7 protein-coding genes are annotated in these 14,318 nt (G+C 68.6%); 3 read left to right on the top strand and 4 right to left on the bottom strand.

Going from position 1 to position 14,318, the window contains the following annotated elements; translation table 11 throughout:
• Positions 1–45 precede the first annotated feature (45 nt).
• From ACZ7NC_RS19805 to ACZ7NC_RS19795, 3 genes are all read left to right on the top strand, one after another.
• Positions 46–777 carry a VIT1/CCC1 transporter family protein gene (locus tag ACZ7NC_RS19805; protein ID WP_471489911.1) on the top strand — a complete coding sequence of 244 codons (732 nt, stop codon included), beginning with the start codon at positions 46–48 and terminating at the stop codon, positions 775–777.
• A gap of 371 nt (positions 778–1,148) precedes the next feature.
• Positions 1,149–5,747: a glutamate synthase large subunit gene (gene gltB / locus ACZ7NC_RS19800; protein WP_471489982.1), complete on the top strand. Its 4,599-nt coding sequence runs from the start codon at positions 1,149–1,151 to the stop codon at positions 5,745–5,747.
• Positions 5,740–7,200 (top strand): glutamate synthase subunit beta, encoded by a 1,461-nt coding sequence (locus ACZ7NC_RS19795; RefSeq protein WP_471489909.1) that lies wholly within the window; start codon positions 5,740–5,742, stop codon positions 7,198–7,200. Before gltB ends, ACZ7NC_RS19795 begins: the two co-directional genes overlap by 8 nt.
• 104 nt (positions 7,201–7,304) lie before the next feature.
• Here the strand turns inward: ACZ7NC_RS19795 and ACZ7NC_RS19790 are convergent, their stop codons facing one another.
• The 4 genes from ACZ7NC_RS19790 to ACZ7NC_RS19775 all read right to left on the bottom strand — a co-directional run.
• A complete protein-coding gene (locus ACZ7NC_RS19790; protein ID WP_471489908.1) occupies positions 7,305–7,760 on the bottom strand; it encodes a hypothetical protein in 456 nt (151 codons plus the stop codon).
• A gap of 8 nt (positions 7,761–7,768) precedes the next feature.
• Complete coding sequence (locus tag ACZ7NC_RS19785) at positions 7,769–8,110, bottom strand: hypothetical protein (protein WP_471489907.1); 342 nt, start codon at positions 8,108–8,110, stop codon at positions 7,769–7,771.
• Positions 8,107–13,323: an HD domain-containing protein gene (locus ACZ7NC_RS19780; RefSeq protein WP_471489906.1), complete on the bottom strand. Its 5,217-nt coding sequence runs from the start codon at positions 13,321–13,323 to the stop codon at positions 8,107–8,109. The genes ACZ7NC_RS19785 and ACZ7NC_RS19780 overlap by 4 nt, the downstream gene beginning before the upstream one ends.
• Before the next feature lie 98 nt (positions 13,324–13,421).
• A partial coding sequence (locus tag ACZ7NC_RS19775; RefSeq protein WP_471489904.1) for a chitosanase occupies positions 13,422–14,318 on the bottom strand: 897 nt, incomplete at its 5' end.

Raw genomic sequence — 14,318 nt, 5'->3', positions numbered from 1 at the left:
GAACTTGTCTAAAGCCAGCCTTACCTGAGTTCCTGGGGGACCTTCATGGCCATCATCGAGACCGAGGCGCCGCTGCACGAGGCGCACCGTGACAACCACACCCACCGCGATGTGAACGGCGGCTGGCTGCGGCCCGCGGTCTTCGGTGCGATGGACGGGCTGGTCTCCAACCTCGCCCTGATGACCGGCGTCGCGGGCGGCGCGGTCAGCCAGCAGACCATTGTGCTGACCGGGCTCGCGGGGCTCGCGGCCGGGGCCTTCTCCATGGCCGCCGGTGAGTACACCTCCGTCGCCTCGCAGCGTGAGCTCGTCGAGGCCGCGCTGGATGTGGAGCGGCGGGAGCTGAGAAAGCACCCGAAGGACGAGGAGGCCGAGCTCGCGGCGCTGTACGAGGCCAGAGGTGTCGAGCCGGAACTGGCCCGGGCCGTGGCCGAGCAGCTCTCCCGTGATCCGGAGGTCGCCCTGGAGATACACGCCCGCGAGGAACTCGGCATCGACCCCGGCGATCTGCCCTCGCCGCTGGTCGCGGCCGTCTCGTCGTTCGGGTCGTTCGCGCTGGGCGCCATGCTGCCCGTACTGCCGTATCTGCTCGGTGCGACCGTGCTGTGGCCGGCCGTGCTGCTCGCGCTCGTCGGGCTGTTCCTCTGCGGTGCGGTCGTGGCCAAGGTGACGGCGCGGACCTGGTGGTACAGCGGGTTGCGGCAGCTCGCCCTCGGCGGCGCCGCGGCCGGTGTGACGTACGCCCTGGGCAGTCTGTTCGGAACGGCCGTAGGATAGCTCGGCTGGAACTTATGCGTTGGGCCGCATAAGTAGCCGTTACTCGCTGGTTTCGGATGCGTGACCACCGGGCATGAGCCGTAAGCGCTGTGGGCAATGAAGCCTGCGGCGCACTCGCGGGGTCGGCGACGACGCCTGCCCCGCCCCTCGGATCGTCGGACATCGACCTGTCCCGCTCGGTCCCCACATACTTCGAGCCATGTGCGCGGAACCCCTGCCGCAGCCCTTGGTGTCCGCATGGTGGAACGGATTATCCCGCTTCCCGAGAACCGCCCCATCATGTAACCTGCACGAAATTTTGCACTCACGCAGAGGGCCAACGTCGTCCCTCGGCAATCTGCATATGCCACATGACGACGACGGGAGAGCCGATGCGTACGCCGCGCCAGCCGTCCCAGCACTCCACGAATGGCCAGAACTGGTCGTTCATGGATGCTCGCCCTGCTGCGCAGGGTATGTACGACCCCCGCAACGAGCACGACGCCTGTGGCGTCGGCTTCGTGGCCACCCTCACCGGCGAGGCGAGCCACACGCTGGTCGAGCAGGCGCTCACCGTTCTGCGCAATCTCGAACACCGCGGCGCCACCGGCTCCGAGCCCGACTCGGGCGACGGCGCCGGCATCCTTTCCCAGGTGCCGGACGCCTTCCTTCGTGAGGTGGCCGGATTCGAGCTGCCCGAGGCCGGTGCGTACGCCGTCGGTATCGCCTTCCTGCCGGAGGAGGGGACCCAGGACGTCGTCTCGCAGATCGAGACGATCGCGGCCGAGGAGGACCTCACCGTCCTCGGCTGGCGCGAGGTTCCCGTCGCCCCCGAGCTGCTGGGTGCCACCGCCCGGTCGACGATGCCCGTCTTCCGCCAGGTCTTCGTGGCGGACGGCTCCTCGGAGGGCATCGCCCTCGACCGCAAGGCCTTTGTGCTGCGCAAGCGCGCCGAGCGCGAGGCCGGCGTCTACTTCCCGTCGCTGTCGGCCCGCACCATCGTCTACAAGGGCATGCTGACCACCGGCCAGCTGGAGCCCTTCTTCCCGGACCTGTCCGACCGCCGCTTCGCCTCGGCCGTCGCCCTCGTCCACTCGCGCTTCTCGACGAACACCTTCCCGTCGTGGCCGCTGGCGCACCCGTACCGCTTCGTCGCGCACAACGGTGAGATCAACACCGTCAAGGGCAACCGCAACTGGATGGTGGCCCGCGAGTCGCAGCTCGTCTCCGACCTGTTCGGCTCCGACGGCAAGGCGCTGGAGCGCATCTTCCCGGTGTGCACGCCGGACGCCTCCGACTCGGCGTCCTTCGACGAGGTGCTGGAGCTGCTCCACCTCGGTGGCCGTTCGCTGCCGCACTCCGTGCTGATGATGATCCCGGAGGCGTGGGAGAACCACGACTCCATGGACCAGGCCCGGCGCGCCTTCTACCAGTTCCACGCCACGATGATGGAGCCCTGGGACGGCCCGGCCTGTGTCACCTTCACCGACGGCACCCAGGTCGGCGCCGTGCTCGACCGCAACGGCCTGCGTCCCGGCCGCTACTGGGTCACCGACGAAGGCCTCGTCGTCCTCGGCTCCGAGGTCGGCGTCCTCGACATCGACCCCGCCAAGGTCGTCCGCAAGGGCCGCCTCCAGCCCGGCCGTATGTTCCTCGTCGACACCGCCGAGCACCGCATCATCGAGGACGACGAGATCAAGGCCCAGCTCGCGGCGGAGAAGCCGTACGCCGGGTGGCTGGAAGCCGGCGAGATCGAGCTGTCCGACCTGCCCGAGCGCGAGCACATCGTGCACACGCACGCCTCGGTCACCCGCCGTCAGCAGACCTTCGGTTACACCGAGGAGGAGCTGCGCGTCATCCTCGCGCCGATGGCCAAGGCCGGTGCCGAGCCGATCGGTTCGATGGGCACCGACTCGCCGATCGCCGCGCTGAGCGAGCGCCCGCGTCTGCTCTTCGACTACTTCACCCAGCTGTTCGCGCAGGTCACCAACCCGCCGCTGGACGCCATCCGCGAGGAGCTCGTCACCTCGCTGAACTCCTCGCTGGGCCCGCAGGGCAACCTGCTCGACCCGACGGCCGCCTCCTGCCGCTCGGTCACCCTGCCCTTCCCGGTGATCGACAACGACGAGCTGGCCAAGCTCATCCACATCAACGCCGACGGCGACATGCCCGGCTTCAAGGCCGCGACCCTGTCCGGTCTGTACCGGGTGCACGGCGGCGGTGACGCGCTCGCCGCGCGCATCGAGGAGATCTGCGCCGAGGCCGACGCCGCCATCGAGAACGGCGCCCGTCTGATCGTCCTGTCCGACCGGCACTCCGACGCCGAGCACGCGCCGATCCCGTCGCTGCTGCTCACGGCGGCCGTCCACCACCACCTCATCCGCACCAAGCAGCGCACCCACGTGGGCCTGCTGGTCGAGGCCGGTGACGTTCGCGAGGTCCACCATGTCGCCCTGCTGATCGGTTTCGGCGCCGCTGCCGTCAACCCGTACCTGGCGATGGAGTCCGTCGAGGACCTGGTCCGCGCCGGCACCTTCCTGTCGGACATCGAGGCCGAGCAGGCCATCCGCAACCTGATCTACGCCCTCGGCAAGGGCGTTCTGAAGGTCATGTCCAAGATGGGCATCTCGACCGTCGCCTCCTACCGCGGCGCCCAGGTCTTCGAGGCCGTCGGTCTCGACGACGCCTTCGTCGAGAAGTACTTCAACGGCACGGCCACCAAGATCGGCGGCGTCGGCATCGACGTCATCGCCAAGGAGGTCGCCGCCCGCCACGCCAAGGCGTACCCGGCCTCGGGCATCGCGCCCGCGCACCGCGCCCTCGACATAGGCGGCGAGTACCAGTGGCGTCGCGAGGGCGAGCCGCACCTGTTCGACCCGGAGACGGTCTTCCGCCTCCAGCACTCGACGCGTGCCAACCGCTACGACATCTTCAAGAAGTACACGGACCGGGTGAACGAGCAGTCCGAGCGGCTCATGACGCTCCGCGGGCTCTTCGGCTTCAAGTCCGACCGGCAGCCGATCTCCATCGACGAGGTCGAGCCGGCTTCCGAGATCGTCAAGCGCTTCTCCACCGGCGCCATGTCGTACGGCTCCATCTCCAAGGAGGCGCACGAGACCCTCGCCATCGCCATGAACCAGCTGGGCGGCAAGTCCAACACCGGTGAGGGCGGCGAGGACGCGGACCGGCTGTACGACCCGGCCCGCCGGTCGTCCATCAAGCAGGTCGCGTCCGGCCGCTTCGGTGTGACGTCCGAGTACCTGGTCAACGCCGACGACATCCAGATCAAGATGGCCCAGGGCGCCAAGCCCGGCGAGGGCGGCCAGCTGCCCGGCCACAAGGTCTACCCGTGGGTCGCCAAGACGCGTCACTCGACGCCGGGCGTGGGCCTGATCTCCCCGCCGCCGCACCACGACATCTACTCCATCGAGGACCTGGCCCAGCTGATCCACGACCTGAAGAACGCGAACCCGCAGGCGCGGATTCACGTCAAGCTGGTCTCCGAGGTCGGCGTCGGCACGGTCGCCGCGGGTGTGTCGAAGGCGCACGCGGACGTCGTCCTGATCTCCGGCCACGACGGCGGTACGGGCGCCTCCCCGCTGACCTCGCTGAAGCACGCGGGCGGTCCCTGGGAGCTCGGCCTCGCCGAGACCCAGCAGACCCTGCTGCTCAACGGCCTGCGCGACCGCATCGTCGTACAGACCGACGGCCAGCTGAAGACCGGCCGTGACGTCGTCATCGCCGCGCTGCTCGGCGCCGAGGAGTTCGGTTTCGCGACCGCGCCGCTCGTCGTCTCCGGCTGCGTCATGATGCGCGTCTGCCACCTGGACACCTGCCCGGTCGGCATCGCCACCCAGAACCCGACGCTGCGCGACCGGTTCACCGGCAAGGCCGAATACGTCGTGAACTTCTTCCGGTTCATCGCCGAGGAGGTCCGCGAGATCCTCGCCGAGCTGGGCTTCCGCTCCATCGAGGAGGCCGTCGGCCACGCCGAGACGCTGGACGTCACACGTGCCGTCGACCACTGGAAGGCGCAGGGCCTGGACCTGGAGCCGCTGTTCCACGTGCCCGAGCTGCCCGAGGGCGCGGCGCGCCACCAGCTGATCGAGCAGGACCACGGCCTGGAGAAGGCGCTCGACAACGAGCTGATCAAGCTCGCCGCCGACGCCCTGGCCGCGGACTCCGCGACCGACGCCCAGCCGGTGCGCGCCCAGGTCCAGATCCGCAACATCAACCGCACGGTCGGCACCATGCTCGGCCATGAGGTGACGAAGAAGTTCGGTGGCGCGGGCCTGCCCGACGACACCATCGACATCACCTTCACCGGTTCCGCGGGCCAGTCCTTCGGCGCCTTCCTGCCGCGCGGTGTCACGCTGCGCCTGGAGGGCGACGCCAACGACTACGTCGGCAAGGGCCTCTCCGGCGGCCGTGTGATCGTCCGCCCGGACCGGGCCGCCGACCACCTCGCCGAGTTCTCGACGATCGCGGGCAACACGATCGCGTACGGCGCGACCGGCGGCGAGTTGTTCCTGCGCGGTCGTACGGGCGAGCGGTTCTGTGTCCGCAACTCCGGCGCGACGGTCGTCTCCGAGGGCGTGGGCGACCACGGCTGCGAGTACATGACCGGTGGCCACGCGGTGGTCCTGGGCGAGACGGGCCGTAACTTCGCGGCCGGTATGTCCGGCGGCGTCGCGTACGTCATCGACCTCGACCGCGACAACGTCAACGCCGGCAACGTCGGCGCCGTCGAGGCCCTCGACGACACCGACAAGCAGTGGCTGCACGACGTGGTCCGCCGCCACCAGGAGGAGACCGGCTCCACGGTCGCCGAGAAGCTCCTGGCCGAGTGGGACACCGCCGTCGAGCGCTTCAGCAAGATCATCCCCAGCACGTACAAGGCAGTGCTCGCCGCCAAGGACGCCGCCGAGCGAGCCGGTCTTTCCGAGACCGAGATCACCGAGAAGATGATGGAGGCGGCGATCAATGGCTGACCCGAAGGGCTTCCTCAACCACGGGCGCGAGGTCGCCAAGTCCCGCCCCGTCGACGTACGCCTCAAGGACTGGAACGAGGTCTACGTCCCCGGCTCCCTGCTGCCGATCATCAGCAAGCAGGCCAGCCGCTGCATGGACTGCGGCATCCCGTTCTGCCACAACGGCTGTCCGCTGGGGAACCTGATCCCCGAGTGGAACGACTACGCCTACCGCGAGGACTGGGCGGCGGCGTCGGAGCGACTGCACGCGACGAACAACTTCCCGGAGTTCACGGGCCGTCTGTGCCCCGCCCCGTGTGAGTCGGCGTGTGTGCTCGGCATCAACCAGCCGGCCGTCACCATCAAGAACGTCGAGGTCTCGATCATCGACAAGGCGTGGGACGAGGGCACCGTCGCCCCGCAGGTCCCGGAGCGCCTGTCCGGCAAGACCGTCGCCGTCATCGGCTCGGGCCCGGCGGGCCTGGCCGCGGCCCAGCAGCTGACCCGGGCCGGTCACACGGTCGCCGTCTACGAGCGCGCGGACCGCGTCGGAGGCCTTCTCCGGTACGGCATCCCCGAGTTCAAGATGGAGAAGCGGCACATCAACCGCCGTATCGAGCAGATGCGCGCGGAGGGCACCCGCTTCCGTACCGGCATCGAGATCGGCAAGGACCTCAAGGCGACCGACCTGAAGAAGCGGTACGACGCGATCGTCATCGCCGCCGGCGCCACGACCGCCCGTGACCTCCCGGTTCCCGGCCGCGAGCTCAAGGGCGTCTACCAGGCGATGGAGTACCTGCCGCTGGCCAACAAGGTCCAGGAGGGCGACTACGTCGTGTCGCCCATCTCGGCCGAGGGCAAGCACGTCGTCGTCATCGGCGGCGGCGACACCGGCGCCGACTGCGTGGGCACCGCCCACCGCCAGGGCGCGGCCTCGGTGACGCAGCTGGAGATCATGCCGAGGCCGGGCGAGGAGCGCGCCGCGCACCAGCCGTGGCCGACCTTCCCGATGCTGTACAAGGTCACCTCGGCCCACGAGGAGGGCGGCGAGCGGGTCTACTCCGTCTCCACCACCCACTTCGAGGGCGACGAGGACGGCAACGTCCAGTGGCTGCACCTCACCGAGGTGGAGTTCATCGACGGCAAGCTGACCCCGAAGCCGGGCACCGAGCGCAAGATCCCCGCCCAGCTGGTCACCCTCGCCATGGGCTTCACCGGCACCGACCGTGAGAACGGCCTGGTCGAGCAGTTCGGCCTGGACCTCGACGAGCGCGGCAACATCGCCCGCGACGCCGACTTCCAGACCAATGTGCCGGGCGTGTTCGTCGCCGGTGACGCGGGCCGCGGCCAGTCCCTCATCGTGTGGGCCATCGCGGAGGGCCGCTCGGCCGCCCGCGGCTGCGACCGCTTCCTGACCGGCGCCAGCGAGCTGCCGGCCCCGATCCGCCCGACGGACCGCGCCCTGATGGTCTGATCCGGAGGATCAACAGACGTCCCGTACAAAGGCGTACGGAACACCGACGGCGCCCGCCCCACAGTCCCCGACCGGACGACTGGGCGGGCGCCGTCGCCTTTTCGCTACTTGGCAGGGCTCACCCAGGTGACGATGACCGCTGCGGCGACAGCGAGCACGCCGGTCAGGCCGAGCCAGCGGGCTGCCTCCACCAGCCGCCAGATCTTCCGGGTGCGTCGTCTCTCGTGGAGCAGAAGCCGGTTGGGCTCACTGTAGATCTGCACGCCGGGACGGTCGTGGACCGCCAGAACGCTGAGCCAGGAGGCGACGATCAGACCGACGAACCCGCAGCTGAGAAGAGCGATCACGATCCAGCGTGGTGTGTCGGACAGCTTGCTCAGATCCTCTTGGCCCTTGAGGACGAAGACAGCGGCCAGGAGCCCGGTGAGCGAGGAGAGGTAGGTGCGGTATCCCTCTGCCTGCTGGAGCGCGAGGCGTAACTGCTGGTGCGGGTCGCGCATCGACTGCGCCCGTTGTGCGGCGTCGAACAACTGCTCGGCAGGGAAACGCGGTGATGGCATGGGCGGCCTCAGCCTCCAGCAGTGAGATGGGCAGGCGGCGGCGCGAGGGTCAGCATGGCTCCGCACCCGCGGAGCCGCTCGGGGCGAGGCTGGTGGTAGCCGTCGCAGGCGCAGGGCATGCTCCAGATCTCCGGCTCGGCGGGCGGCTTCCGGCGGCCCAGGAAGCCCTTGCCGCCGCCCTTGGCGATCACGGGTTGGATCGGGCCGAAGGAATGAGTCATGGAGCAGGAGCACACCGGGCAGGTGCCGCTGACCGTGAACTCCTGGTCACCGTCGAAGTCCTGAACCGTCCACTGGAACGTGAGGGTTGCCGGGTGCTCGTGGAAGCGGTAGGGCGTCGCTGACGTCATGAGCCGGGTGCCTTTCGTTCGGGCAGGGTGAACTGGAAGAGGCGTGCGTAGCGGCTCAGACGGTCGTGCACCCCGGCCTCGTCCAGGTCCGTCTCCTCGGCGCAGAGCGTGACGTGGTCTTCGGGTACGTCACCGATGAGGGCCGGGCTGCGACCGGTGAGCCTGGTGGTGAGGATGATGACGTCCTGCCAGTCGGGGATGATGCCCGCTTCGTCACCCTCCGGGGCGTCGACTGTCACAGCCAGGCCGAGACAGGCGAAGGGGGCGTAGCGTTCGTAGGCCTTGGTGAGGGACCAGCCGAAGCGGCCTGCGACAAGGACGAGCTCGAGAGGGCCGAGAGACCCGGGGCCGAGGAGGCCCTTGTCGAAGGCAGCGAGGTCGAGTGTGGTGGGGATGAAGTCTTCGAGGCGTTCGGCATCAGGGCCCTGGAAGTCGCCGGGGAGTTCGATGCCGGCGACTGTGGTCAGGGACATCAGGTGACGGAAGGCCTTGCCGAGAGTGCGGTAGCCGTCCCCGCTGCGCTGCATCGCGAACCGCAGGACATCCTCAACCAGCAATTTGTCCTTGAGCCGGATGGGTCCGTAGTACAGGCTGAACTCGCTGGTCAGGAAACTGATATCCCGGTCACTCAGCCGGAAATCGCGGGAGCTCGCCGGGATGTCGGGGACCTTCAACTCCAGTGCTGTGTCGAGCCCGCGCAACTCGTCGGCTACGGCACCCAACTCCAGCTCGTAGTGAGCAGCCAGAGCCATGAGATAGCCGATGGTGACACCACCATCGCCGAATCGGCAGTTTCCGATCATGTTCTGAGAGGGGTAGGGGCGCAGCAGGCGGTGGCGCGGGGCGCGCAGCTGGCGTTCCAACGCGGCCAGGTCGGCGCCTTGCCAGTCGATCAAACCGAATGCATCGAGAGCTCCCACGGCCTCGCGGAACTCGTCCATGCGGTCGGACGTCATCTCGATGTAGGAACCCACCAAGTCCCAGGGGTTGACGGGGGTGTCGGGGGAGGGCAGGGGCGTCGTGTTGAACAGGCGGTCGAGCCAGAACTTGGCAGTCCATGTGGCGGCCTCCGGTGGCACCGCGGGTGCGTGAGCGCCGGTCACGGGAGTCGCCCCGTTGATGCGGTCCGCGCTCTCACCAAGGGTGGCTCCAGTGCGCTGGGAGATCTTGATGAGTCGATACACCGGAATGGCGTCCTCGAGCCAGGGCGCTGTCCGGTCGAAGTCTTCCGACAGGAGCAGCTGCTGGTCGGACGGCAGCGTTCTCGCTGCGAGCGCCTCGGGGGTCGGGGGCGCATCGAGCGAATACCCCAGAGAGGCGAACTGTTCAATGCGGCGGGCCAGTTCGGGCAGTGCGAACGGGGGCCTGCTGCGGCTGAGGAGGTCGACCGGCCCGACCGACCCCGGCAGCCAGTTGATGGCATTCAGCCAGGGGGAACGAGGGAACGAGTCCTCTCTGACCGCGAGGCGGCACGCTTCGTCCGCTGTGAGACGTTGCTTCGCGACCTCGTCGGGGAGATCAGGGCAAGCCGGCAGCGTCGGGTCGATGGCCTGCAACTCCCGCAGCAGGCGGACTGCCTTGCCCAGTTCGAGGTTGTGCAGCGCTGAAATGGTGAGCAAGGGAGCGTGCGTGGCCGGAGGGCGTGCTTGTGCGAGTGCCAGTGAAGCGGACACCAGCGGATGTGCGGAGGAGTCGGGCTGGAGTGCCGACACGTAGTCCCGCAAAGACGTGTAGGCGTAATGGAGGTCGGCGCCGGCCTGAGTGACGACCTGATGACCGAGGCCTCTGATGTTCGTGGCTTCCGGCACCTCGATGCCGAGCACGGCGTACCGACGTAGAGCCCGCAGCGCCTCGCGCACGGGACATCTGGCTTGCGCCGCGGTCTGGAGCACGATCTGCCAGCCCCGAAGGCTCGGCACTTGGAAGAGCAGGGCGTCGAGGTGCTGCGGGGCCGGGTAGCCCGTGGGCGCGAAGGGCTCGTCCGTCTGGTTCAGGCCGAGCTTGGTGGTTCGCCACCGATTGACGAGCCGCTGTTCGTGCATCCCGCCCGGCAGCGCGGCCAGTTCCTCGACGTACTCCAGCGCCTTCTCGTCCAGGGGCAGACATCCCACGGTGTCCAGCTGAACCTTGCCCTGCATCAGCCGTCGCCCCTGCTCGCCGTGGAGTACGGCCATCGTCCCTTCGGGCAGAGCCTTCAGCACCGCCACCGCCATCCGCGGCGTCTGCTGCGCCAGCCGCCACAGCCACGGCAATGACACATCCGCGAGCTGCAAGGCCGCGTTCGGGATCCGCTCCAGTAGTTCACGCATCACCAACTCCTCGTCACGAGAGAGGAGTTGGTTGCGGTCGACGCTCGGCACCGGGGCATGGCGCTCGCGCAGATTTACCACGTACCCGTAGACCTCGGGTGCCTCCTTGACCAGTACGCCGTCCAGGAGCAACTGCCCCTTGCCTTGGACCAGCCACGCCTCGCCGAAGCCGCCACCGTCTTCGTCGCAGAGCGCGACGGGCGGCGCGTGCCACTGGTCCCGGCCGACGAGCTGGTCCGGTTCCCAAGTGAGCTTGCGGAAGGGCTCCCCCTGCTTGGTCAGCTCCTGCGCCACGACGTTGTGCTCGCTCACCCACAGATGCGTCCGCAGGGTCTCCACCAGGGACGGCATCTGCTCGCCCTCTTGTGGTTCCGCCAGGTACAGCCGCACGCGGGTACCGCCCTCGTCCGGCACCTTCGGGTCGTCGGAGGTGTTGATCTGGAGAAGTCCGGAGCCCGAACGGATGTCGACGCGTAGCCCCTGCTCGGTGCCGGTCCGGCCGGTGGCGTCGACGGCGCGGGTCCACACCACCACCTCGTCGGCGAGCATGAAGTAGCTGAACACTCCAATGCCGAACCGGGAGTTGAAGGATTTGTCCACAATGCCGGCCCGGCGCCAGTTGCGGCGCTCCTGGACGAACTCGGGATCCTGCTCATAGCGCTTTCCGGCCCGGGCGAACATCGAGGTGAGCCGGGCGCGGGTCATGCCGGAACCGTTGTCGAAGCACTCGATGAACGGGCGATCACCGTCCCAGCCCTGAGTGAAGACGATCTTGCCGTCCCAGACGGAACTGTTCTTCCCGTACCGCCGGCGCAGCTCCCGGTAGCGGCAGGCGTCCAGCGCGTTCTGATACAGCTCGCGCACAGCGAGCATCCGGTCCCCGTACAGCTGCGTACCCATCAGCAGAGGGCGAATCTCGTCCTCTGCGAGGCGGAACCTCTCCAGCGGCTCCTTGTAACGGCCAGGCACGGGACGCAGTTCCTCGGTCGTCACCCGGTCCGGCAGCCCTCGTAGCAGGGGCTGCGTGGCCATTTCCTGGCGGAAGGACCGCACCGTGGCGTCGGCGGCATGGGCCAGCTCCTCGATGGCGGCGTGCAGCGCCGGATGAGGGCAGCGTAGCCGTACGGTGATGCCGCGGGTGTCGGCCGTGTGGCCGTTTGTGTCCTCATAGTCAAGACCGCCCAGAGCGGTCACCACGTCGCTCGCGAGTAGCGGCTCGTGCGCCCCCAGATGGTCGACGAGAACGCTGGAGAGCCTGCGTGGATCCGCGGCGAGCAGTCCGGCCGTCCACAGCAGGCGGGCTAGCTGGGGCCCGCGCCAGTGGTTGCCGCGCACCGTCTTGCCCTCGATCCACTGATCGCCGTGCTGGGTGTCGTTGAAGCGAGGGCTGAGACCAGGCTTCACCGTGAGGTGACCGAGCACCTGACGGATCGCTCCGTCGATCTCCTGACTCTCCGCCGGTGGACGGCGTCCCGGCACAGGAGTGTCGGCCGCGGCTTCGACGGCTTCTACGACTTTCGTGATCAGCTCGTCGATGTCAGCGTGCCCACCGCGCTCCCACAGCCCGTCCCAGTCGGCGATGAAGCGGTGCCGCAGCCAGTGGTCCGCGGCGGTCACAGCCGGTTGGAGCCTGCGACTGCGCAGCGTCTCGGTGGTGCGTACGACGAGGGAGTGGGCGCGGCACACATCACGTGCGGCGTCCCGCATCAGACGAGGTCTGTCGTCTGTGGACTCCTCCTCCCGGCCGCGAGGTCCCGGGTCGAACTGATCGGGCATCAGCCTGGTCAGCTGGTCCAGGGTTATGGCGACGATGCCTTCCTGGACTACCGCAGCCGACAGCAGACATGCGGTCTCGGCGGGGGAGAGAAGCTCGTCCTCGCGCAGTCCGGCGAGGGTGACGAGGTCCGTGAGTCGGGCGTTCAGCCGCTCCGTATACAGGGGGTCGGCCCATGGGTCCTCGCGGTACGCACGAGTCTGCGCGCCGCTTCCCGCGACGTAACGCACCAACTCGGCCAGGCGTTCCTGGATTCGGGAGTGCGTCTTGGGCCGCCCGGACGTGTGCTGCCACAGGTCGGACTCGCGGATGACCCGGGTCCAGTCCAGAGTCTGCTCGGTGCCTTCGCACACGAGCGGATCCCGGGACTCGGCGCCCTGAACCGGGTCCGGGCGCAGCGTCCCAACGATCGGCGGCTGGACGCGGGGGTGCCGTGCGGCCAGCTGAAGCAGCTCTTCCTGCGTGTACTCGGCAACCGCGCGAAAGGTGGTCGGCGGGTTGACCCGAGACAGAGCCGCAGCGAGCGCCTGCGCGAACCAACTGCCCGAGACGGGATCCGCGTAGGCCCGCTGTCCCGGGCCGCAGCTGTAGAGCCAGTAGGCCTCATGCGCTCCCGCCCATTCCGCGTCGGTGTCACTCGACTTGTGACGAGGGATCTCCGCACGGCAGACGTCGAGACAGATGATCGCGGTGACGCCCTGGGGCAGGGAGCCGAGCAGGCCGGTCGGAGTGGCTTTCAGCAGGATTGCCGGGTGCAGTTCCCGGCTTCCGTCCGGGCGCGGTGCTCCGGGCTGGCTGTCCCGAAGTACGAGGTGGTCGCGGCCATTGAGGGTCACCCCATGGCCGGAGAAGTAGAGGAAGGCGGTGTCGTTGGGCTCGCAGGAGGCCAGGAAGTCGGTGACGGCCGCGATGACCGGCCCGAAGGAAGTGTCGTCGTCACATTTGACGCTGACTTCGTAGCCGGACTGGTCGAGAGCCGTGGCGACGAGCGACACATCGCGTTCGACGAAGTCTAACTCCCGGTATACAGCGGCGAGTTCGGGAACTCTGGCCAGGTACGGAGTGTTCTTTACACCGATCAGAAGAGCTCGGCGCCGCCCGACAGCCGTCCCGCCCCGTTCCAACCCCATTCACCGGCCTCCTCGCCGAGCCCATCAGGGGTCACATCATCCCAGAAGTGACCGACAGCCAGGGTGAGTTGGGGAGTTTGTCAGCGAGAACCCTGACATCACCCCACCCGATACGTCTCCCCGTACACCCGCCACTCCAACGGCGTCCGCAACTGCAGGTTCCCGTCGTACAGGAACCGCCGCTGGGCCGTGTCGATGCGGGTGGTGTCGGTGTCCGGGCGCTTCTCGCGCATGGCCTTGCGGCGGATGTCGAGGAAGATGTCCAGGTACGCCTTCTCCGAGCCGCCCTCGGACGGGGAGTTCACCTCGCGCAGGGCGCGTTCCCGCAGGACGTAGAAGCCGTCCCCGTCGATGCCGGGGCCGTGGAAGACCATCGCGTCGAAGTAGATGAACTGGCCCAGAGTGCCGAGGCCGTCGAGCTTGGCGAGGCGGACGGCCGGGTCGAAGTAGGCGCGGTCGCGCTCGGCGAGCTGAGCCTCCTGGAAGGCGGGCAGCTCGGCCTCCGCCTTCCAGGCGGCCGTGAAACCGGGGTCGAGGCCCTCGTGGGAGTCGGTGCCGTCGACCGCGCGCAGGGCGGGCAGATACTTGGCCAGTCCGTTGTCCGGGTGGTCGGCGGTGTAGTGCTCGACCAGGGCGAGCAGGTCGTTGGTGCCGGTGCAGAAGCCGATGACGCCGGCCGTGTAGCCCTGGCCGTCCCCGATGTCCTCGATGTAGGCGTAGGCGCGGCGCCAGTCCAGCGTCGAGTTCTCGGCGGTGGACACGAGCTGCTGGGCCAGCTCCTTCTTCGCCGGGGCGGCCAGCCCCGGCGGCAGGCTCGCGATCAGCTTGTCGTCCGCCGACCGCTCCTGCTCGGCGCGGCTCTTGGCGTCCTGGCGGGATGTCTGCTGCGCGGAGGCGACGGAGGGCTCGGCCGGGCCGTCCGCGGATTCGGTGGGGACGAGGAAGTAGGCGGCCGCGGTGATGGCGACGGGGACGGCCGCGAAGAGCAGGATTCC

It is taken from the genome of Streptomyces sp. NPDC111802 (assembly GCF_055634335.1).
The sequence above is the reverse complement of the archived record's forward strand: the minus strand, read 5'-3'. Positions and strand labels throughout refer to the sequence as shown.

What these genes read in the sequence shown, in the direction of transcription:
- ACZ7NC_RS19805 (WP_471489911.1), top strand. Translation starts at nt 46, where the DNA reads ATGGCCATCATCGAGACCGAGGCGCCGCTGCACGAGGCGCACCGTGAC.
- ACZ7NC_RS19780 (WP_471489906.1), bottom strand. Translation starts at nt 13,323, where the DNA reads ATGGGGTTGGAACGGGGCGGGACGGCTGTCGGGCGGCGCCGAGCTCTT.
- ACZ7NC_RS19795 (WP_471489909.1), top strand. Translation starts at nt 5,740, where the DNA reads ATGGCTGACCCGAAGGGCTTCCTCAACCACGGGCGCGAGGTCGCCAAG.
- ACZ7NC_RS19785 (WP_471489907.1), bottom strand. Translation starts at nt 8,110, where the DNA reads ATGACGTCAGCGACGCCCTACCGCTTCCACGAGCACCCGGCAACCCTC.
- ACZ7NC_RS19790 (WP_471489908.1), bottom strand. Translation starts at nt 7,760, where the DNA reads ATGCCATCACCGCGTTTCCCTGCCGAGCAGTTGTTCGACGCCGCACAA.
- gltB (WP_471489982.1), top strand. Translation starts at nt 1,149, where the DNA reads ATGCGTACGCCGCGCCAGCCGTCCCAGCACTCCACGAATGGCCAGAAC.